Here is a 20,638-nt window from a genome sequence, read left to right on the forward strand (position 1 = left end):
GAGGGGCCGCACAGGAGTTACTTGGTGAGATGGTCCGGGCCGAAGGCCTGCGGCAGCATCTCCGACAGCGGCAGGACCCCCGCCGGAGAGTCCACCAGCAGATCGGGGCCGCCGAACTCGTACAGCAGCTGGCGGCAGCGACCGCACGGGACGAGCAGCTCGCCCTCGCCGTTCACGCAGGTGAAGTGCGTGAGCCGGCCGCCCCCGGTGTTCTGCAGCTGCGAGACGAGCCCGCACTCGGCGCACAGGCTCAGACCGTAGGAGGCGTTCTCGACGTTGCAGCCGGTGACGGTCCGCCCGTCCTCGACGAGGGCCGCCACGCCGACCCGGTAGCCGGAGTAGGGGGCGTAGGCGCGGGACATCGCCGCGCGCGCCTCCTCCCTGAGGGCCGCCCAGTCGAACGTCGCGGACTCGGTCACTTGCCCTGTCCCTTCCGGTACGGCAGACCGTCCGCCTTCGGCATCCGCAGGCTCTGCGCGGACAGCGAGAGCACCAGCAGGGTGACGATGTACGGGGTGGCGGTCACGAGCTGCGCCGGGACCTCCTTCGTGGAGGCGTACCAGACGAACATCAGGGCCGCGGCCACGGCCGTGATCAGCGCGGGGACATACTTCTTCTTCCACACGAGGTACGCCGCGCCGAACACCACCAGGATGGCGAGCAGCAGGATCAGCGCATGCACGTTGGTGGTGCCGCCGCGCAGGTTGAGGCTGTCGGTGTAGCCGAACAGACCCGCGCCGAGCGCGAGTCCGCCCGGCATCCAGTTACCGAAGATCATCGCGGCGAGACCGATGTAGCCGCGCCCGGCGGTCTGGCCGTCGAGGTAGACGTTCGAGGCCACGATCGACAGGAACGCACCGCCGAGACCCGCGAAGCCACCGGAGATGATCACCGCGATGTACTTGTACTTGTACACGTTGACGCCCAACGACTCCGCCGCCACCGGGTTCTCTCCGCAGGAGCGCAGACGCAGACCGAACGCCGTGCGCCACAGCACCCACCAGGTGACCGGGACCAGGGCCACCGCGATCACGGTGAGCGGCGAGAGGTCGGTGACGAGTCCGCCGATCAGGCCCGCGATGTCCGACACCAGGAACCAGTGCTTGCCGTTCAGGGCGTCGAGCCAGTGGGACAGGCCCGGGATGTCGAAGGTGCCGAGCGAGTCGATCGGCGGGGACTGCTTGGAGGAGCCCTGCGGGGCGTTCTCGAAGGTGAACTTCGACAGGTAGCGGGTGGTGCCGAGGGCCAGGATGTTGATCGCCACACCGGAGACGATGTGGTTCACGTTGAAGGTGATGGTGGCGATGGCGTGCAGGATCGCACCCAGGGCGCCGCCCACGATGCCGAAGACGACACCGGTCCACGGACCCCACTGGTAGCCGGCCCAGGCGCCGAACCAGGTGCCGAGGATCATCATGCCCTCGAGACCGATGTTGACGACGCCGGAGCGCTCGGCCCACAGGCCGCCGAGACCGGCGAGGCCGATCGGCACGGCCAGGCGCAGTGCGGTGGACATCTGGCCGGTCGAGGTGATGCCGTCCGCGCCGGTGATCAGACGGACGATCGAGGTCAGGACCAGGACGCCCGCGATGATCAGCAGGAGTGCGGGGAGCGAGATACGGCGGCTGCCCTTGCCGGGCTGCTGCGCCTTCGGCTTGGCGACGGTCGCGGTGGTCATCGGGCAGCCACCTCCTTCTGGTGCGAGTTGTTGTTGCCGGCCGCCTCCGCGGCCAGCTCCGCGCCGACCCGCTTCTGCTGGCGGCGCAGGCCCCACTGGCGTACGGCCTCGTAGGAGATGACGACCGCGAAGACGATCAGGCCCTGCATGATCGTGGCGATCTCCTTCTCGTACGCCACCGGAGTCGCGTAGTCGAGGGCCGGGGACGCCTTGTCGAGGAAGGCGATCAGGAGCGCGGCGAAGGCGATGCCGAGCGGGTTGTTGCGGCCGAGCAGGGCGATGGTGATGCCGGTGAAGCCGAGGCCGGTCGGGAAGCTCAGGCTGTAGGTGTGGGCGTCGCCGAGCAGCAGCGGCAGGCCCGACAGGCCCGCCACGCCGCCGGAGATCAGCATCGCGGTGAGGACCATCCGCTTGGCGTCGACACCGGAGGCCGCGGCGGCGGTCTCCGAGGCGCCGGTGGCGCGCAGGTCGAAGCCGAAGCGGGTGCGGTTGAGGACGAGCCAGTACAGGACGCCCGCGAGGACGGCGAGGAAGACCAGGCCGTAGATCTCGCCGACGTCGGCGCCCAGGCTGATGCCCGGGAACCAGCCCGACTTCTTCATGATGCCGGTCGTCATGTTGTTGCCGACCTGCACGCCCCAGACATTGGACAGGGTGAGGTAACCGATGAGGCTGGTGGCGATCGCGTTGAGCATGATCGTCGCGACGACCTCGCTCACGCCCCGGGTGGTCTTCAGCACGCCCGCGATACCGGCCCAGAAGGCGCCGGTGAGCATGGCGACCAGCATCAGCACCGGGATCTGCAGGAAGGACGGCAGCGCGATGTGCGCGCCGACGACGGCGGTCATCATCGCGGCGAGCCGGTACTGGCCGTCGACGCCGATGTTGAACAGGTTCATCCGGAAGCCGACGGCCACGGCGAGCGCCGCCAGGTAGTACATCGACGCCTGGTTGACGATCAGCACCTGGACGTCGGAGTACCCGATCTGCTGGAGCATCAGCGCGTACGGCTCGAACGGGTTCTTGCCGGAGGCGACCAGCACGACCGAGGTCAGCAGGATCGCCGAGACGAGCGCGATGACCGGGCCGGCCACCGCGAGGAGCACCCGCTCCTTGTCGAACTTCTTCATCGGGCCTCGTCCTCCGGACCGGCGTCTGCCTCGTCTGTGTCGGTCGCTACGTGTTCCAGGTGTCCGGACGCGGCACCCGTCATGGCCGAACCCAGCTCCTCCGGAGTGATGGTGGCGGGGTCGGCGTCGGCGACGAGCCGGCCGTTGTAGATCACCCGCAGGGTGTCCGAGAGGCCGATCAGCTCGTCCAGGTCGGCGGAGATCAGCAGCACGGCCAGGCCCTCGCGGCGGGCCTCGCGGATCTGGTCCCAGATCTGCGCCTGCGCGCCGACGTCCACACCACGGGTGGGGTGGGCGGCGATCAGGAACTTCGGCTTGTGGCTCATCTCCCGGCCGACGATCAGCTTCTGCTGGTTGCCGCCGGACAGGGAGGCCGCGGTGACGTCGATGCCGGGCGTGCGGACGTCGTACTCCTCGACGATCCGCCGCGTGTCCTCCTGGGCGCCCTTGGGGTCCAGCCAGAAGCCCTTGGCGTTGGGGCGCTCGGTGACGTGGCCGAGGATGCGGTTCTCCCACAGCGGGGCCTCGAGGAGCAGGCCGTGGCGGTGGCGGTCCTCGGGGATGTAGCCGACGCCCCGCTCGCGGCGCTTGCGGGTGGCCCAGGCGGTGATGTCCTCGCCGAGGAAGGCGATGGAGCCGGAGTCGGCGTGCTTGAGGCCGATCAGCGCGTCGATGAGCTCGGTCTGGCCGTTGCCCTCGACACCGGCGATGCCCATGACCTCGCCCGCGTGGATGGTGAAGGTGACGTCGTCGAGGACGCGCTTCACATCGCCGCCCGCGGCGAACTCGGTGAGCCCGCCGGCCGCGGGCTCGGCCTCCACGCCGAGGGAGGCGCCGCCGCTGGCGTAGACGGTGAGGTTCCTGACCTCGATGACCGGCTTGTCCGTGACCGTGGACTCGGCGGTCTCCGGGGTGGGCAGCTCGCTGCCGACCATCATCTCCGCGAGCTGGCGGGGGGTGGTCTCGGAGGGTACGGCGGTGCCGACCGTCGTACCCCGCCTTATGACGGTGATGTCGTCGGCGACCGAGAGGACCTCGCCCAGCTTGTGGGAGATGAAGATGACGGACAGGCCCTCGGACTTCAGTTCGCGCAGGTTGTCGAAGAGTGCGTCGACCTCCTGCGGGACCAGCACGGCGGTCGGCTCGTCGAGGATCAGGGTGCGGGCGCCTCGGTAGAGGACCTTGAGGATCTCCACGCGCTGGCGGTCGGCGACGCCGAGTTCCTCGACCAGGACGTCGGGGCGTACGTTCAGCCCGTACCGGTCGGAGATCTCCTTGATCTTCTTACGGGCGCCGCCACCGATGCCGTACAGCTTCTCGCTGCCGAGCACCACGTTCTCCAGGACCGTGAGGTTGTCGGCGAGCATGAAGTGCTGGTGGACCATGCCGATGCCGCGGGCGATGGCGTCGGCGGGGCTGGAGAAGCTCACCTGCTCGCCGTCGACGGTGATGGTGCCCTCGTCCGGCTTCTGCATGCCGTAGAGGATCTTCATCAGGGTCGACTTGCCGGCGCCGTTCTCGCCGACGAGGGCGTGCACGGTGCCCTTGTGGACCGTGAGGTGGATGTCGTGGTTGGCGACGACACCCGGGAATCGCTTGGTGATCCCCGCCAGCTCGACCGCGGTCGTCGACTGTGCGGTGAGCGGAGGGCTGCTGGACGCGTCGATGGCGCACTCTCCTTGGAAAAGGGGCCGCTCTACGCGCATAGCGCCCCTGCCTTAAATTTGCTCGGACCTGATCGCGGTCGATCCGTTCCGAGCATTCTGCCGCGCGAACGGGGGCGCCCCTGGCGCCGATCTCCCGCCCGGCCCGCCCTTCGGGCGGACAGCGGGAGATCGGCGCCAGGGGTGCGGTTCGGCGATCCTCCCCGCGCCCCGTTCCCAGGCCGTAACGCTGTCATGACAGCGCCGTTCCGGCCATGCCTTCGACAGGCCTATGACCACCTGGTCAGGAGGTCTTGACCTTGATCGAGCCGTCCTTGATGCCCTGCTCGGCCTTCTTCAGCGCGGCCTGCAGGTCGGCGTTGTTCTTGAACACCGGGTTGGAGTCGGCGAGGCCGACACCGCCGTTGGCCAGGGATCCGCGGATCTCGCCGGACAGCGGCTTGTTGTCCTTGATGACCGACTTGGCGAGGTCGTACACCGCGCCGGAGACGTTCTTCAGGGCCGAGGTGAGAATGTACTGCTTGTACGCGGCCAGCGCGCTCTGGTTGTACTGGTCGGAGTCGACGCCGATGGCCCACACCTTGTGCGTGGCGGCGGCCTTGATGACGCCCTGACCGGACAGGCCGGCCGCGTGGTAGATGACGTCGGCACCGGCGTCGATCTGACCGTTCGCGGCGTTCTCGCCCTTGTCGGGGCTGGAGAAGCCGCCCTCCTGGGCGGTCTGGGTCAGGTACTGCGTCTCGACCTTGATGTTCGGGTTGACCGACTTGGCGCCCTGGATGTAGCCGGCCTCGAACTTGTGGATGAGCGGGACGTCCACGCCGCCGATGAAGCCGATGTGGTTCTTCTTGGTGGTCTTCGCGGCGGCGACACCGGCGAGGTAGGAGGACTGCTCCTCGTGGAAGACCAGGTCGGCGACGTTCTTCGCCTGGATCGTGTTGTCGTCGATGATGCCGAAGGTGATCTTCGGGTACTTGGCGGCGGCCTCCTTGACGGCCGGCGCGTAGGCGAAACCGACACCGATCACCGGGTTGTAACCGGCCTTGGCGAGCGTCTCCAGACGCTGCACCTTGTCGGCGTCGGACTCGTTGTCCTGCGGCTCGACGTCACGGCCGCCGACACCGAACTCCTTCTCGGCTTTCTGGAAACCGGCGTAGGCGGCGTCGTTGAAGGACTGGTCGCCCTTGCCGCCGACGTCGTAGGCGAGACCGATGCCCTTGCTCTTGCCGCTACCGGCGGACTCGGTGGAGGAACTGCCACAGGCGGAGACGGTGAGAGCGAGGGCTGCGGTGGCAGCACCCGCGACGGCGATTCGGGACACCCGGCGCATGGAACGAGACTCCTTCGTGCAAGCGCCCATACCAGGCGCTGGTTCCGCGGCAGCGTAACGCGCGTAGACCGGACGGAAAACCCCTTCTGTCCGGTCCGTTATCGAGATGTGGCCACCGTCTCTTCGACGGGTTACGGAGAGCGTCGGGGCACTTGCGGGAGGCGAGGGAAAGCGATGTGTGGGGTGTTTGTGGGGTTTCTGGTTCTTCGGGGAGAAAAGGTGGCTGTGTGATCGATTTTGCGAAGGGGGTGAGTGAGGTGAGCAGGGCCGCCGACGGGTGCGGGGAGCCGGCCCGGAGGCCGCGCGGACGGCCGCCGCCTTCGAGCGGTCCGTGCTGTCCAGGGCTCATGGTCATCGGCACCGGGTTGCCACGGACACGTCTTCCATGCCGGTGCCGCGCGGACGCCGTTCGGCGTAGCCGTCGGCGGGCACAACGCACGAAACCCATCCCGCGCAGGGGATGGGTTTCGTCTCGGAGCGCCGGGCAGGCCTTGCACCTGCATCTCCCCGCAGGAAGCGGGGCGTCTTTCCTTGGACCACCAACGCGCGACCAGGCACCGGGAGTTCCGGCGGCCAGCTCAAGATCAAGTCTAGCAGAGTCCCGTCCTGCCCCGCCTCTCGAACAGGACGGGCGCCCCCGGCCCGTACGTCCCGGCCGAGGGCGCCCAGTCGTCGGCCGGGCCGACGACGGTGTCACTGCGTCTTGACGACGACCTTGCCGTCGATGATGTCCTGCTTGGCCTTGTTCACGGCCGCCACGACGTCCTTCATCGCCTGGTACTTCGGGTTGGAGTCCGCGAAGCCCACACCGCCCGACTTCAGGTCACCGCGGACCTCGCCGGTCAGGGGCTTGCCGTCGACCACGGACTTGGTCAGGTCGTAGACCGCGCCGCCGACGTTCTTCAGGGCCGAGCCGAGGATCCAGTCCTTGTACTTGGCCAGCGCGCTCTGCTCGTACTGGTCGGAGTCGACGCCGATGGCCCACACCTTGTGCTCGGCGGCGGCCTTGATGACGCCCTGACCGGACAGACCCGCCGCCTGGTAGATGACGTCGGCGCCCGCCTCGATCTGGCCGTTCGCGGCGTTCTCACCCTTGTCGGGGCTGGAGAAACCGCCCTCCTGAGGAGTCTGGGTCAGGTACTGCGACTCGATCTTGATCTTGGGGTTGACCGACTTGGCGCCCTCGTCGAAGCCCGCCTCGAACTTGTGGATGAGCGGGATGTCCACGCCGCCGATGAAGCCGATGTGGTTCTTCTTGGTCGCCTTCGCCGCCGCGACGCCCGCGAGGTAGGAGGACTGCTCCTCGTGGAAGACCAGGTCGGCGACGTTGCCCGCCTTGACCGTGTCGTCGTCGATGATGCCGAAGGTGATCTTCGGGTACTTGGCCGCGACCTCCTTGACGGCGGGCGCGTAGACGAAGCCGACGCCGACGATCGGGTTGTAGCCGGCCTTGGCGAGCTGCTCCAGGCGCTGCACCTTGTCCGCGCTCGACTCGCCGTCCTGCGGCTCGATGTCCCGGCCGCCGATCTTGAAGTCCTTCTCGGCCTTCTGGAAACCGGCGTACGCGGCGTCGTTGAAGGACTGGTCGCCCTTGCCGCCGATGTCGTAGGCCAGGCCGATGCCCTTGCCGGTGTAGCCGGAGGAGCTCTTGCCGGAGTCGCTGTTCGCCTCCGTGCTGGACTTGCCGCAGCCGGTGGCCGCGAGGGCGATGACCGCGACGGTCACCGCAGCTTGGGAGAACCTCGTTCTCCGAGAGACCCGAGAGATCAGACGCACAGCAAGCACCCCTTCATCCCCACGGCACCGTCACCGGTCCGCATGCCCAAAGCGCCGCCACCGCAGCGATTTCGGCGCACAGTAACGCGCGTAGAAGGGGAGGGGAACGGGGTTTCTCGCGGCCGTTATCGATTCGTGCCGCCGCCGGGTTACGGCTGGGCGACGGCGGTTACGGGCGGGTGACGGAAGGGGGCGAAGGAGTGCCAAACGGGGCACCCCTTTCGGCCACCGGTCACCGCCGCCCGGGCTCCGGCGCTCCTGACCCGGCCTGCACCCACCGGTCACCCGCCGTCCGGGCTCCGGGCTCTGGCCTCCGGGTCCGGCCTCCGGTCACCCGCCGCCCGGGCTCTGGCCGCCGGGCCCGACCTCCGACCACCGGTCACCCGCCGCCGGGGCTCGGGGCTTCGGACGCGGCCTGCGGCCACCAGGCCCGGCCACCGGCCCCGGACGCCGATTCCAGGCCCTGCGAACCGGCTACCGGCTACCGACCGGCTACCGCTCCTGCGCGTCCAGCAGTGCCGCCGCCGTGAACAGTTCCACGCCCACAGTGATGGCGTGCTCGTCCGCGTCGAAGTCGCCCTGGTGCAGGTCCCGCACCACGCGGTCACCGGGGCGGCGGACGCCGAGGCGGGCCATGGCGCCGGGGACCTTCTCCAGGTACCAGGAGAAGTCCTCACCGCCGAGGCTCTGCTCGGTGTCCTCCACGGAGTGGGCACCGCGCCGTGCGGTCATCGCGTCCCGCAGGAGTTCGGTGGCACCGGCCTCGTTGACGACCGGCGGCACCCCGCGGACGTAGTTGATCTCGGGCTTGGCCTTGTACTGGTTGGCGATCTCGTCGACCGCCGCGTGCACCAGGTCCGGCGCCTGCCGCCAGGCGTCGAGGTCCAGGCAGCGCACGGTCCCGGAGATCTCGGCGTGCTGGGGGATCACATTGCAGGCGTGCCCGGACTCGATGCGCCCCCAGGTGACCGAGAGCCCGCTGCGGGCGTCGACACGGCGCGCGACCATCCCCGGCACCTCGGCGGCGACACGCGCGGCGGCGAGCACGAGGTCCGTGGTGAGGTGGGGGCGCGCGGTGTGACCGCCCGGGCCGTCGAGCGCGACCTCGAGCCGGTCGCAGGCGGAGGTGATGGGACCGTGCCGCAGCCCGATGCGCCCGGCGTCGACCTTGGGGTCGCAGTGCACGGCGAGGATCCGCCCGACCCCCTCCAGGACGCCGGCCTCGATGGCGTCGGCGGCCCCGCCCGGCAGGACCTCCTCGGCGGCCTGGAAGACCAGCCGCACCGGCTTCGGCAGCAGCCCCTCGCGGTGCAGCTCGGCGAGGACGAGTCCGGCGCCGAGGACGACCGCGGTGTGCACGTCGTGTCCGCAGGCGTGGGCGCGGTCCGGCACGGTGGAGCGGTACGCGCAGTCGGTCTTGGTGTCCGGGATGGGGAGCGCGTCGATGTCCGCGCGGAGCGCGAGCATCGGACGTACGCCGTCCGGGTCGCCGATGTCACACACGAGTCCGGTCCCGGTGTCGAGGACGCGCGGCGTGAGACCCGCCTGCTCCAGGCGGGCCTTGATCGCGGCGGTCGTACGGAACTCCTGGTGGCCGAGTTCCGGGTGCATGTGCAGGTCGCGCCGGAAGGCGACGAGTTCGGCGTGCAGCGCCTCGGACAGCGCGCCGGGAAGCACCGCTTCCCCGGGGTGATCGGCCTCGGACTCTAGGGACATCAATTGGTTCACCCTTTGAAGGGTAAGGCGATCGGGCGGCCGGCCTCCCTGCGATCAACAAAACTTCAGCCCGTCAGGGGAAGAAAATCCGGCCGCACGCCGCATGGTCGGCAGTGAGGATGGGTAAACTCGCCCGGCTTTCCGGGCGACGGGATCGCACCGCGGTCGAGAGTGGGGCCGCGGAGGTGACCGCGGCGGCGTCCCGGCGCTGTGGGAGGCGCCCGGTGATCCCAGGACGGGACCGCTTCCGTGTGCGGGCGTCCCGTTACGTGAACGCTCGAAGGGCTCCGAGCGATTCCCGTACACCACGGATACCACGTCACGCCGCCTTCCCGTCGCGGAAGCGTCACCTCTTCTACGACTCCCCAGCCCGTGCGCTGCCTCACATGGCGAAGTGGTGAACGCTCGAAAGCAGCCCCTTTCCCGTACGCCCGCGCGGGTAGGGTCGCCCGCGTGAACGCCGAGGAACCGGACTTCATACGGACCACCCGGGCGTCGTACGACGCCATGGCCCCCGACTACGCCGACCGCTTCCCCGACGGCCTGGCGACCCGTCCCCTCGACCGGGCCCTGGTCACCGCCTTCGCGGAGCTGGTCCGTGCGCACGGCACCGCCCCCGTGGCCGACCTCGGCTGCGGCCCCGGACACGCCACGGCCCGCCTGCACACCCTCGGCGTCCCGGTCTTCGGTGTGGACGTCTCGCCCCGGATGGTGGCTCTGGCCCGCCGTACCCACCCTGACCTGCGCTTCCACGTCGGCACGATGACGGCGCTCGACCTGCCGCCGGAAACGCTGGGCGGTATCGCGGCGCTGTTCTCGGTCGTCCACGTACCGGAGGAGCACCTGCCGACGGTGTTCGGCGAGTTCCACCGTGTCCTGAACCCCGGCGGTCACGCGCTCGTGGCGTTCGAGACGGGCGACGACGACCACCGGCACCTTGTGGAGGGCCTGGGTCACGAGACGGCCCTCGACCATTACTGGCACGGCCCGGACACGGTCACAGCCCACCTCACCAAGGCCGGCCTGCAGGTCCGGGCGCAGACCCTGCTGGAACCGGACGGGGCGGGGAGGCGTCAGCGCGCGTACGTCCTGGCCCGCAAGCCGGGCGACGAGGCCCGGTGACGGCGGTCACGGCGACTCGCCCGCCACCGAAGGCCCCTACCCGGGCGGCCCCGGGGCCGCCCGGCCGATCGGCGCGAGCGCCGCGCCTGCGAGGAGCCCGTCAGCCGAAGCGGCCCTCCACGTAGTCGGCCGTCCGAGGGTCCGACGGGGCGGAGAACATCGCCGGGGTGGGGCCGTGTTCGCGATGGCGCCCGGGGTGTTCTGTTCGGCCAGGAAGAAGGCGCACTGATCGGAGACACGGGCGGCCTGCTGCATGTTGTGGGTGACGATCACGACAGTGACCTCGTGCGCCAGTTCGCGGATGGTCTCCTCGATGCGGCGGGTCGAGGTGGGTCCAGGGCCGAGCAGGGCTCGTCCATCAGCAGGACCTGGGGGCGTACGGCGAGGAAGCGGGCGATGCACAGGCGCTGCTTGGCGACGCGAACGGTGGCACGGCGACGCGACCGGGTCGCCGCGGCCGGAACGAGAAAGCGCACCCCGTCGGCCCGGCGGGGTGCGCTCGTGTGGAGAGGGTGAGGCGGCGGGCCGTCCTGGGGCCTTTCGTTTGGACCAGGCCGGGCTCCGGCCTGGTCCAAACGAAAGGCCCCAGACTAGCTACCCCGCTGCGATGTCCTGCTCGGCCGGGACGTCCCGTTCTGCTGCCGCCGAAGGCACCCGGTCCACGTTCCGCGCCGTTTCCGTCACCCCGGACAGGAAGCCCTGCGCCCGGGGCGAGGCGTGGTCGGTCAGCCAGGCCGGGTCGATGTCGCACACCGCGACGCGGACCTCAGTGCCGACCAGGGCCAGCGGCAGGGTGTGGACGACCGTGGAGGGGAAGCTGAGGATCGTGCGGCCGACGGGGCCACGGCGGGCGATCAGTTCCAGGGGCAGGTCCGGACGGACCACCTCCAGGCCCGTCTCCACCGCCAGCTTGTGGAGTTTCTCGGGGCTTTCCCGGCGGTGGGCGAAGTAGCGGGTCGCCCCGTGCGCCGCGGCGAGTGACCGCACCGCCTCCAGATAGCGCTCGCCGTCCACCACGCCCGTCTCGACGAGCGAGGTGCCGACCAGGTCCGCGCCCTTGGTCAGGCGTGGCGGGCCGAAGCGGGCCCGGGTCCAGGCGAAGTCGTTCGGCGTGATCGTGACCCCGGCCGGGGCCTCCTCGATCGGCATCGAGGAGAAGACATCCACCGTGCGCCGGGTGCCCGGGGTCAGCCTGCGGCGCGCCGAGGACGACACCGGGGCGAACAGCAGGTCCCGGGGGCCCCGGCGGCCGCCCTTGCGGTGCCAGCGCACCAGGCGTTCACCGCGGGCGAGCTGGGCGACGAACTCCATGGTCGCGGTGCCGTCGTCCACCACCACCAGTTCCCGGGCCCCGGTGATGGTCAGCAGCAGCTGGACGTAGCGGGAGAAGGGGTCACCCATCACCACCCGGCGCGCCCGGCGCAGCAGCCGGGTGAGGCCGCCGATGGTGTGGAAGGGGGCCAGGGCACCGCCCCGCGCCTCCTCCCAGCGGACCTCGTACCCCTCGTCACGGGCCAGTTCCGCCATGCGGCGCAGCTGCCCCCGGGTCATCGGGTCGGTGGGCGCCAGCACCACGAGGGTGAGCCCGTCCCCCGCCGCACCTTCCGCCGCGCCGACATCGTGCGGCGCCGTACCGTCCGCCGCCGCGCCCGCGCCGTCCCCCGTCGTACCGTGCGGTTCCGCGCCGTCCCCCGTCGTACCGTGCGGTCCTCCGCCGTCCCCCGTCGTACGCCCCGGCCCGGCCCCCCGGCCCCCCTGCGCGGCAATCCCCCGCGGCCGCCGGCGCCCCTGCGCGGGGATCGCCGCCGCGCGCCCGGGCGCGGCGTCCCCCGCGGTGCGCAGGGCGTGCGCGTGGGCCCACTCCAGCACGTTCAGGAGCTGTACCGGGCTCTCGACGAAGGCGAGCGTGGAGTGGGGGTGGCCGGCGGATCCGGCGCGGGGGCTCATCGGCTCAGGACCGTCCCGTAAGGCGCTCAGACCGCCACCGGCTCGCCGGCGGCGGCGGCGATCTCCGCCTCGGCGACGACGCCGGTGACGCGGCGCAGCTTCTTCATCGGGCCGAGCTCGGAGTCGTAGACCTTCTTCACGCCGTCGCCGAGGGAGGCCTCGATGACGCGGATGTCGCGCACCAGACGCGTGAGGCCCTGCGGCTCTACGGAGGCGGCCTGGTCGGAGCCCCACATGGCGCGGTCCAGGGTGATGTGGCGCTCGACGAACACCGCGCCGAGGGCGACCGCGGCCAGCGTGGTCTGCAGACCGGTCTCGTGGCCGGAGTAGCCGATCGGGACGTTCGGGTACTCCTTCTCCAGCGTGTTGATCACGCGGAGGTTGAGCTCCTCGGCCTTCGCCGGGTAGGTGGAGGTGGCGTGGCACATGAGGATGTTGTCGCTGCCGAGCACCTCCACCGCGTGGCGGATCTGCTTCGGGGTCGACATGCCCGTGGACAGGATGATCGTGCGGCCGGTCGCGCGCAGGGCGCGCAGCAGCTCGTCGTCGGTGAGGGACGCGGAGGCGACCTTGTGGGCGGGGAGGTCGAACTTCTCCAGGAAGGCGACCGCCTCGGTGTCCCACGGGGACGCGAACCAGTCGATGCCCTTCTCCTTGCAGTACTCGTCGATCTGGCGGTACTCGTCCTCACCGAACTCCACGCGGTGGCGGTAGTCGATGTAGGTCATCCGGCCCCAGGGGGTGTCGCGCTCGATGTCCCACTGGTCGCGCGGGGTGCAGATCTCGGGGGTGCGCTTCTGGAACTTCACGGCGTCGCAGCCGGCCTCGGCGGCCACGTCGATCAGCTTGAAGGCGTTCTCCAGCTCACCGTTGTGGTTGATGCCGATCTCGCCGCAGATGTAGACGGGCTTGCCCGGACCGACCTCGCGGGAACCGAACGTACGCAGACGGGAGTTGGTGCTCATGGCAGGAACTGTCCTTACTTGTGGAGGGAATCGAGAGAGGGGCCGAGGATCCAGCTGGCGATCTCTCGGATCGCGCCGTCGCCGCCGGGGACGGTGGTGACCGCGCGTGCGGCGCCGCGCACGACGTCGTGGGCGCTCGCGACCGCCACGGGCCAGCCGACGAGGCCGAAGCACGGGAGGTCGTTGACGTCGTTGCCGACGTAGAGCACGCGCTCGGGCGCGATGCCCTGCTCCTCGCACCACTGCTTCAGCGCGAGGTCCTTCCGGTCGATGCCGTGCAGGACCGGGATCTTGAGCTTCCGGGCCCGTGCGGCGACGACCGGGTTCACTTCCGTGGAGAGGATCAGCATCTTCAGCCCGCTCTTGCGCAGGGCCGCGATGCCGAGTCCGTCCCCGCGGTGCACGGAGACGAACTCCTTTCCATCGGCGTCGATCAGCACCCGGTCGTCGGTCTGGGTGCCGTCGAAGTCCAGTACGACTGCGTCGACATCGGCAGCGGTGGGCAGCGAACCGGGGAGGTCCGCGTCGAAGAGGGGCGCCAGAGCCCGCGCCCGCGCCAGGTCGTGCGGGTCGTCGATCTCCAGGACCCGCGCCGGGTCCGTCCGCACCAGTTCCGTGCGCCCGAAGAAGCGGTGCTGGTGCTTGCGGAAGCCGGCCGCGTCCATCGCGTAGGCGGCGCCGGTCTCCAGCAGGTCCTGGGGGCGGTCCTGGCGGCGCGGGCGGAAGGACTTGTCGTGGTTGACGCCGTAGCCGCCGCCGACGGCCGCGTCGGCCTCGGCGCCGGCGGCGACCTCGTCCGCCGCATCCTCGTGGTCTCGCCAGATGAAGCCGTGGAAGGGGGCCACGGTGACCGCGGTGTCCGCGCCGTTCTCGACGACCGCGCCGGCCACCCCGTCGATGTCCTCGCGGACGATGAACGGGCTGGTGCACTGCACGAGCAGGACGACGTCGACGGACGCGCCGTGCAGGGCCTCGTGGGCGTCCATGGCGTGCAGGACAGCGGCCTCCGAGGTCGCCGTGTCGCCTGCGATGGCGGCCGGCCGCAGCACGACCTCGGCGCCGGCCTGGCGCGCGGTCGTGGCGATGGCCTGGTCGTCGGTGGACACCACGACGTCCGTCACCAGGCGGGTCGCGAGGCACTCGCGCACCGCGCGCGCCACCAGCGGCACACCGCCGACTGGGGCGAGGTTCTTCGCGGGCACCCCCTTGGAGCCGCCGCGCGCGGGGATCACCGCGAGCACCCGGCGCACCGAAGCGCCTTGGCCCGCTTCCGGGTTGGGCATGGGGTCTACTCCTTGAAGAGAGGTCACAGCTCACCCATCCGCCGGATGACGGGCGCCACCCGCTGCACCCCGTGCCGGTACGCGCCCCGTGCCGCGCGGCGGACGATCCGGCGCACGGGTCCGGGCGCCTTGTCGGCGGCGGGCGCGCCCGGCAGCGGGCTGCCGTCCGGGGCGAGGTGGTGGCGGGCGAGGACGCCGGGCAGATAGCCGGGCGCGGTGACAGGGGTGTAGTAGGGCTTGAGCGGCGGGAGTCCGCCGGTGGTCAGCAGCTCGCCGATGCGCTTGCGGGCCTCGTCGAAGGCGGTGGCGTACGAATCTCCCCCAGAGGGGGAACCCCCGGCAGCGACGCCCTGCCGGGCCACCCACTCCGCATCGGGTACCGGCTCGTGTCCGGCGTCGAGCTGGTCCCAGGAGGCGAGGCAGCCCGAGCCCACGAAGTGGTGGTTGCCGAGCGCCTCCCGCACCCCGAGGTCGGTGAGGACGACGGTGGGGATACGGCGGTGCAGGGACTCCAGGGCGGCCGTCGAGCTGACCGTGACCAGCAGGTCGGTGCGGTCGAGGACCTCGCCCATGTTCCCGTAGACCAGGCGGAAGTTGGCCGGCAGGTCGTGCCGCTGGGCCAGCTTCTGGTAGGGCAGTTCCTCGATGTGGGTGGTGTGCTCGCCCGGCTTGGAGCGCAGCTTGAGCAGCACCTCGCGCTCGGGGTGGCGGCGCGCGTGCCGGACGAGCCGGTCCAGCAGGTACGCACGGTCCCTGCGGGACTCCGGGACGGAGGGCTGTGCGGCGAAGACGACCGTGTAGGGGTCCTTCTTCACGTACGGGGCGCCGCCGAGGAAGGGCAGCGCGACCTCGGTCACCGACGAGGCGTCGGCGCCCACGCCCTCGTAGACGGCCCTGAAACGCTCGGCGTCCTGGCGGGAGTTGGCCAGGACCAGGTCCGCGCCGTGCCGCAGCAGCAGGCCGTCGGCGAGCTTCTCGTAGACGACACCGACGTAGCCGGTGACCACCACGGGCCGCTCCGGGCGTCCCTGCCAGGCGTGGGCGAGCCCGTGCAGCATCGCCTGGACGCCGCCGCCGACGAGGGCGAGCACGAGGACGTCGTACGTCTCCTCCGTCATCTCGCGCAGGAATTCGACGGCGGTGACCTCGCGGAGGGAGTCCGCGCGGACGCCGACCTCCCCGAGCTGGCGGGCGGTGGGGGTGGCACGGCCCCGCAGGAGGAAGCCGTCGAGCCGGATGTCCGAATCGACTGTTTTATCAGGTGTTTCCGTCGATTCGGTGGCCTCCGCGAATTCCGTCGGCGAAATGCGGGCAGCGGTGAGCGCACCCCATTTCCACCGGGTGTCGGAATCGGCTAGAACGGCGACCCGCAGGCGCCTCGCAGTACTTGCTGGCACATCGAAGACGCTAGGAAGGGATTTCGAGGCGCAGCCGACGCGGAATGCAACAAAGGGTTAACAGCACGCCGCCGAACAGCGAATCAGGCCGTGAAACCGCGAGGAAACAGCTGGGTTCACTATTCCGCCACGCGCCGTTCACGCCCCATCAAACCGCCGGTCAAGACGAATGCCGGGCCGCCGCCTACCGTCACAGGCGTGGTCAAGCTCTCCGTCATCGTGCCGTTCTACAACGTGCAGCAATACGCGCCCGACACCCTGAAGAGCCTGCGTGCGAACGCGCGCGAGGACTTCGAATTCATTCTCGTCGACGACTGCTCGCGCGACGAGACACCGGACATCCTCGCGCGCGCGGAACGCGAGCTGCCAGGCGCGGTGTATGTCCGGCACGAGAAGAACGGGGGGCTGGCGACCGCGCGCAACACCGGGATCGACACGGCACGCGGCGAGTACCTCACGTTCCTCGACGGGGACGACTGGCTCGCCCCCGGCTACTATCCCAGGCTGGTCGCCGCCATCGAGGAGTTGGGCTGCGACTTCGTGCGCACCGACCACGTCCAGTGCACGGGGCGGGCGCGCGCCATCCACCGGGTGCCGCACGGCCGGCGCGGGGTGGTGATGAACCCGCGCGACGCCATCCTGCCCGCCGACCGCTCCACCTCCGTCGACTACGCGTACGCCTGGGCGGGTGCGTACCACCGCCGCCTCGTCGACCGCGGTCTGCTGCACTTCACCGACGGCCTGCGCACCGCCGAGGACCGGCCCTGGATCTGGAAGCTGCACCGGGAGGCGGAGTCCTTCGCCGCGGTGAGCCTCATGGGTGTCTACTACAGGCGCGGTGTCGCCTCCTCGCTCACGCAGATCGGGGATGTGCGGCAACTGGACTTCATCCGCGCGTTCGACCAGGTCGTGGCGGAGACCGCCGGGGACCAGGATGCCGACAAACTGCTCCCCAAGGCCGTGCGCACCTACTGCGCGATCATTTCCCACCATCTGGGATCCATCGAAAGGTTCGAGCCGCCGGTGGCACGGAAACTGAAGTCGATGAGTGCTGTCGCACTGCGGCGCATGCCGCAGGACGTGCTCGACGACGCCCTGGACTCCATGGACATCGAGCGGGCCTCGCGTCTGCGCCGGCTGCGCCGCCGTCCCGCCCCCGCGGGGGTGGCCGCGTGACGACGCAGATCTTCCTGGCGTCGACGCTGTACGGCACGGCGACCCTGGCCGCGGCGCTGGACAGCGAGTGCTTCGCGCCCGCCGACCGGCGCATCCTGCTCGTGTCCAACAACGCGGCGACGCCCGAGACCACGCCCGGTCTGGACGAGATGCCCGGCTTCGAGCGGCTGCGCGGCCGCTTCGACGAGGTCATCTCCTGGAACGAGACCATCCACCCCTTCCACCCGGGCGGCTGGGCCCCGCGCCTGGACGACGTCCCGCTGTGGGAGCGGCACCTGCGGCTCCTGTGGAACCTCGGCGACGACGACATCGAGCTGGCCGTCGAGTCCATCCAGGTCAACCCGGCGCTCGGCGTCTGCCAGATCTTCACCGGCGCGCCCGTCACCGTCTACGCGGACGGCCTGATGAGCTACGGCCCCACCCGCAACAAGATCGACCCGCTGGTCGGCACCCGCGTGGACCGGCTGCTGCACCTGGACCTGGTGCCGGGCCTGAAGCCGCTGCTGCTGACCGAGTTCGGCGTCGAGCCGGAGATCGTGCCGACGGACGCGTTCTCCAAGGTGCTCGCGGAACTCGAGGACACCGGCGACGCGCTGCCCGCCATGGAGGCCCCCGCGCTGCTGCTCGGCCAGTACCTCTCGGCGCTCGACATACTCACCGCCGTGGAGGAGGAGAACCTCCACGTACGGATGCTGAAGGGCGCCGTCGAGCTCGGGCACACCCGGGTGGTGTTCAAGCCGCACCCCTCGGCGCCGGCCCGCTGGTCGCGCGCCCTGGAGAAGGAGGCCGAGAGGCTGGGCGCCGACCTGGCGGTGCTCGACACCCCGGTGCTCGCCGAGGTGCTGTACCAGCGCATGCGTCCGGCGCTGGTCGTCGGCTGTTTCTCCACCGCGCTGCTCACCGCGTCCGCGTTCTACGGCCTCCCGGTCGCCCGTATCGGCACCGAGACCCTGCTGGAGCGTCTGGCCCCGTACGAGAACAGCAACCGCGTCCCGGTCACGATCGTGGACGCGCTGCTGCCCGAGCTGACGGCCCGCAAGGCGGTCGAGGACCAGCGCCGGGGCATGGAGGTCGGGGACCTCGACGCGCTCGTACGGACCGTGGGCTTCGCGATGCAGCCGAAGATCTACCCGGATCTGCGGGCGCACGCCGAGCGCTATCTCACCAGGTACCTGAGCCCGCACACCTGGCGGTACTTCAAGCGCCGGCGCCTGACCTCGCTGGCGCTGCCCGGCGGGATCCCCGTCCAGCTGGCGTTCATCCCGCGCAACGCCACGGTCCGCAGGGTCGCCCGCCGGGCCCGGGCCCTCAGGCGCGGGCGCGCCGCCCGGGCCTGAGCCCCCGCGGCACGCACCGCACCGTCCCCGTCCGGCCCTTCGGCGGGGGCGGGCCGTCTCACGGCGGCACCCTCGAAGCCCCATCCCGCAGTCGGCTCACAGGAATTGGCCCGCTGTTCACCTCGCCGCCCGTTCGGATGACCCCTGCCGGGCAGATGCTGGGCAGCTCTCGCACCGTTTCCGTCCGCACAAGGGAGTGCCCGTCCTCATGGTCGCCACAGCAGAAACGGCCTCACCGCCCCGCCGGCTCGATGACGTCCCCGGCTGGTTCCCCGTTCTCGACCAGACGCTCTTCAACTGGTTCCTCGACCGGCAGGAATCCGCCGGGATGCGCGGAGACCTGCTGGAGGTCGGGGTGTACATGGGCAAGAGTGCGATCTTCCTCGGCCGGCATCTGAGGGACGGCGAGGAGTTCACGGTGTGCGACCTCTTCGGGGGCGAGGCACCGGACGACGCCAACAGGGCGGAGTCGACGAAGTCGTACAGCGCGCTGACCCGGCAGGCCTTCGAGGGGAACTACCTCTCCTTCCACGACGCGCTGCCACGCGTCCTGCAGGGCCCCAGCTCGATGGTGCCCGACGAGGTCCCGCCGCGTTCCTGCCGGTTCGTCCACATCGACGGCTCGCACCTGTACGAGCACGTCCACGGCGACATAGGAGCGGCCCACGACCTGCTGCTGCCCGGCGGCATCGTCGTCCTGGACGACTTCCGCTCGGAGCACACCCCCGGTGTCTCGGTGGCCGCCTGGGAAGCGGTGCTGAACAGGGGTCTGCGCCCGATCTGTCTGAGCACGCAGAAGCTGTACGGGACCTGGGGCGATCCCGAGCCCGTCCAGGAGGAGCTGCTGGCGATGGTGGAGGGGCGCGAGGACTGCCACCTGAGTGTCCAGCAGGCCGCCGGCCACCGCATCATCCGCCTCAAGTCCAAGGGCATGCAGGCACCCCCGTTCCCGCCGTCCCGGCACGCCGACGCCCCCGAGCCCCCCGCGGCCACGATCCCCACGCAGCCCACCCGGCGGCCCGCCGACCCGCCGAAGCGTCCCGCGGTCCCGCGCAGCCGCACCCGCAAGATCGCCGCGGACCTGCTTCCGCCGGTGGTCACCCGCGCGATCCGCAAGGCCCGCAACCGCTGACCGGCGCGCCGGCGACCGGGGCCGTCCCGGGTTCACCCGGGCCGGGGCCACCGCCCCGGCCCGGTTCAGCCGGCCTCGGCCCTCTCGCGCGGCGACCTGCCCGAGGGCTGGTCCGACCGCACGAACCCACGGGTGACGGGTTACGCGACGCGTGACGGGCTACGCGCTCGCCAGCGACAGCTTCACCGCGAACCCCAGGAACAGCAGCCCCACGGCCGAGGTGGCCCCTGCCGACAGCCGCTTGCGCCGCTGGAAGGCCGCCGCAAGGCGCGTGCCGCTGAATATCAGGGCGCTGAGGTAGAGGAAGCTGGCGAGCTGGGCGAAGGCGCCGAGGACGACGAAGGACAGCGCCGGGTAGGCGTATCCCGGGTCGACGAACTGCACGAAGAAGGCGACGAAGAACAGGATCGCCTTGGGGTTGAAGAGGCTGATGACGAGGGCGCGGCGGTAGGGCCGCTCCTCGGCGGTCACCGGGACGGCCACCGGCGCGTCCTCGGCGCGCCTTTCCCGGCGCGTGCGCCACATCCCCCACGCGGCCCGCAGCATCCCGACCGCCAGCCAGGTCAGATACCCGGCCCCGGCGTACTTCACGATTCCGAACAGCAGGGCGTTCGCCTGCAGCAGCGAGGCCACCCCGGCGGCCGACAGCGTCATCAGCACGGTGTCCCCGCACCACACGCCCGCCGCGGCGGTGTACCCGGCCCGCACCCCGCGCCGGGCGGCGACGGACAGCACGTACAGGGAGTTGGGACCGGGAAGCAGGACGATGAGGACGAGTCCTGCCAGATAAGTGGGCAGATCGATGACGCCGAACATGAACAGGAGTGTCGCACGGGGGTGCGACGCTCCTGTTCCGGTTTTCGCGGGGTGAGACGGTCAGCCGTCGAGGAGGGTGTCGACGGAGAGTTCGTCCTTCCGGGGACACCCTCCATGAAAGCGACCGGGAGCGTGCAGGTTCCGCCCCCGCTCACCCGAACAGGCGAAT

16 protein-coding genes and 1 pseudogene are annotated in these 20,638 nt (G+C 70.6%); 4 read left to right on the top strand and 13 right to left on the bottom strand.

Features of this window, described 5'->3' with window-relative positions:
* Positions 1–17 precede the first annotated feature (17 nt).
* The 7 genes from ACFYZE_RS14190 to ACFYZE_RS14220 all read right to left on the bottom strand — a co-directional run bounded on the left by ACFYZE_RS14190 (position 18) and on the right by ACFYZE_RS14220 (position 9,294).
* Complete coding sequence (locus ACFYZE_RS14190; protein ID WP_388992504.1) at positions 18–419, bottom strand: cytidine deaminase; 402 nt, start codon at positions 417–419, stop codon at positions 18–20.
* Positions 416–1,678 (bottom strand): ABC transporter permease, encoded by a 1,263-nt coding sequence (locus ACFYZE_RS14195; RefSeq protein WP_388992507.1) that lies wholly within the window; start codon positions 1,676–1,678, stop codon positions 416–418. The genes ACFYZE_RS14190 and ACFYZE_RS14195 overlap by 4 nt, the downstream gene beginning before the upstream one ends.
* A complete protein-coding gene (locus ACFYZE_RS14200; protein WP_388992510.1) occupies positions 1,675–2,808 on the bottom strand; it encodes an ABC transporter permease in 1,134 nt (377 codons plus the stop codon). The genes ACFYZE_RS14195 and ACFYZE_RS14200 overlap by 4 nt, the downstream gene beginning before the upstream one ends.
* Positions 2,805–4,514: an ABC transporter ATP-binding protein gene (locus ACFYZE_RS14205; protein WP_388992513.1), complete on the bottom strand. Its 1,710-nt coding sequence runs from the start codon at positions 4,512–4,514 to the stop codon at positions 2,805–2,807. Before ACFYZE_RS14205 ends, ACFYZE_RS14200 begins: the two co-directional genes overlap by 4 nt.
* A 241-nt stretch (positions 4,515–4,755) precedes the next feature.
* Complete coding sequence (locus ACFYZE_RS14210) at positions 4,756–5,802, bottom strand: BMP family protein (RefSeq protein ID WP_388992516.1); 1,047 nt, start codon at positions 5,800–5,802, stop codon at positions 4,756–4,758.
* A 693-nt stretch (positions 5,803–6,495) separates the two neighbouring features.
* Positions 6,496–7,527: a BMP family protein gene (locus ACFYZE_RS14215; protein WP_388992519.1), complete on the bottom strand. Its 1,032-nt coding sequence runs from the start codon at positions 7,525–7,527 to the stop codon at positions 6,496–6,498.
* A gap of 543 nt (positions 7,528–8,070) precedes the next feature.
* Positions 8,071–9,294 (bottom strand): amidohydrolase, encoded by a 1,224-nt coding sequence (locus tag ACFYZE_RS14220; protein ID WP_388992522.1) that lies wholly within the window; start codon positions 9,292–9,294, stop codon positions 8,071–8,073.
* A gap of 453 nt (positions 9,295–9,747) precedes the next feature.
* Here ACFYZE_RS14220 and ACFYZE_RS14225 point away from each other — a divergent pair, with 453 nt between their 5' ends.
* The gene (locus ACFYZE_RS14225) at positions 9,748–10,416 is read left to right on the top strand and encodes a class I SAM-dependent DNA methyltransferase (RefSeq protein WP_388992525.1); all 669 of its coding nucleotides are present in this window, start codon (positions 9,748–9,750) and stop codon (positions 10,414–10,416) included.
* Between the two features lie 100 nt (positions 10,417–10,516).
* Here ACFYZE_RS14225 and ACFYZE_RS14230 read toward each other — a convergent pair.
* From ACFYZE_RS14230 to ACFYZE_RS14250, 5 genes and pseudogenes are all read right to left on the bottom strand, one after another.
* Positions 10,517–10,829 (bottom strand): annotated as a pseudogene (locus ACFYZE_RS14230) (phosphate ABC transporter ATP-binding protein); the annotation flags it as partial.
* A gap of 181 nt (positions 10,830–11,010) precedes the next feature.
* Positions 11,011–12,363 (bottom strand): hypothetical protein, encoded by a 1,353-nt coding sequence (locus tag ACFYZE_RS14235; RefSeq protein ID WP_388992528.1) that lies wholly within the window; start codon positions 12,361–12,363, stop codon positions 11,011–11,013.
* 26 nt (positions 12,364–12,389) lie between these two features.
* Positions 12,390–13,328 carry an N-acetylneuraminate synthase family protein gene (locus ACFYZE_RS14240; protein ID WP_388992531.1) on the bottom strand — a complete coding sequence of 313 codons (939 nt, stop codon included), beginning with the start codon at positions 13,326–13,328 and terminating at the stop codon, positions 12,390–12,392.
* Positions 13,329–13,342: 14 nt separating this feature from the next.
* Positions 13,343–14,611: a cytidylyltransferase domain-containing protein gene (locus ACFYZE_RS14245; protein ID WP_388992535.1), complete on the bottom strand. Its 1,269-nt coding sequence runs from the start codon at positions 14,609–14,611 to the stop codon at positions 13,343–13,345.
* A gap of 23 nt (positions 14,612–14,634) precedes the next feature.
* On the bottom strand, positions 14,635–16,008 hold the full coding sequence (locus ACFYZE_RS14250; protein WP_388992538.1) for a DUF6716 putative glycosyltransferase: 1,374 nt from the start codon (positions 16,006–16,008) through the stop codon (positions 14,635–14,637).
* 198 nt (positions 16,009–16,206) lie between these two features.
* Between ACFYZE_RS14250 and ACFYZE_RS14255 the strand changes: the two genes are divergently transcribed.
* The 3 genes from ACFYZE_RS14255 (at position 16,207) to ACFYZE_RS14265 (ending at position 19,653) form a co-directional block, all read left to right on the top strand.
* Positions 16,207–17,184, top strand: coding sequence for a glycosyltransferase family 2 protein (locus ACFYZE_RS14255; RefSeq protein ID WP_388992541.1), 978 nt, complete (start codon positions 16,207–16,209; stop codon positions 17,182–17,184).
* Complete coding sequence (locus tag ACFYZE_RS14260) at positions 17,181–18,521, top strand: alpha-2,8-polysialyltransferase family protein (protein ID WP_388992544.1); 1,341 nt, start codon at positions 17,181–17,183, stop codon at positions 18,519–18,521. The genes ACFYZE_RS14255 and ACFYZE_RS14260 overlap by 4 nt, the downstream gene beginning before the upstream one ends.
* A gap of 208 nt (positions 18,522–18,729) precedes the next feature.
* The gene (locus ACFYZE_RS14265; RefSeq protein WP_388992547.1) at positions 18,730–19,653 is read left to right on the top strand and encodes a class I SAM-dependent methyltransferase; all 924 of its coding nucleotides are present in this window, start codon (positions 18,730–18,732) and stop codon (positions 19,651–19,653) included.
* 159 nt (positions 19,654–19,812) lie between these two features.
* Here ACFYZE_RS14265 and leuE read toward each other — a convergent pair whose 3' ends face one another.
* Positions 19,813–20,469 carry a leucine efflux protein LeuE gene (gene leuE, locus ACFYZE_RS14270; RefSeq protein WP_388992549.1) on the bottom strand — a complete coding sequence of 219 codons (657 nt, stop codon included), beginning with the start codon at positions 20,467–20,469 and terminating at the stop codon, positions 19,813–19,815.
* Positions 20,470–20,638: the final 169 nt, after the last annotated feature.

This window comes from Streptomyces sp. NPDC001796, assembly GCF_042892355.1.
Taxonomy (GTDB): domain Bacteria; phylum Actinomycetota; class Actinomycetes; order Streptomycetales; family Streptomycetaceae; genus Streptomyces.

Coding starts and splice junctions, on each gene's coding strand:
- ACFYZE_RS14195 (WP_388992507.1), bottom strand. CDS start 1,678: ATGACCACCGCGACCGTCGCCAAGCCGAAGGCGCAGCAGCCCGGCAAG.
- ACFYZE_RS14200 (WP_388992510.1), bottom strand. CDS start 2,808: ATGAAGAAGTTCGACAAGGAGCGGGTGCTCCTCGCGGTGGCCGGCCCG.
- ACFYZE_RS14205 (WP_388992513.1), bottom strand. CDS start 4,514: ATGCGCGTAGAGCGGCCCCTTTTCCAAGGAGAGTGCGCCATCGACGCG.
- ACFYZE_RS14210 (WP_388992516.1), bottom strand. CDS start 5,802: ATGCGCCGGGTGTCCCGAATCGCCGTCGCGGGTGCTGCCACCGCAGCC.
- ACFYZE_RS14220 (WP_388992522.1), bottom strand. CDS start 9,294: ATGTCCCTAGAGTCCGAGGCCGATCACCCCGGGGAAGCGGTGCTTCCC.
- ACFYZE_RS14235 (WP_388992528.1), bottom strand. CDS start 12,363: ATGAGCCCCCGCGCCGGATCCGCCGGCCACCCCCACTCCACGCTCGCC.
- ACFYZE_RS14240 (WP_388992531.1), bottom strand. CDS start 13,328: ATGAGCACCAACTCCCGTCTGCGTACGTTCGGTTCCCGCGAGGTCGGT.
- ACFYZE_RS14245 (WP_388992535.1), bottom strand. CDS start 14,611: ATGCCCAACCCGGAAGCGGGCCAAGGCGCTTCGGTGCGCCGGGTGCTC.
- ACFYZE_RS14265 (WP_388992547.1), top strand. CDS start 18,730: ATGGTCGCCACAGCAGAAACGGCCTCACCGCCCCGCCGGCTCGATGAC.
- leuE (WP_388992549.1), bottom strand. CDS start 20,469: ATGTTCGGCGTCATCGATCTGCCCACTTATCTGGCAGGACTCGTCCTC.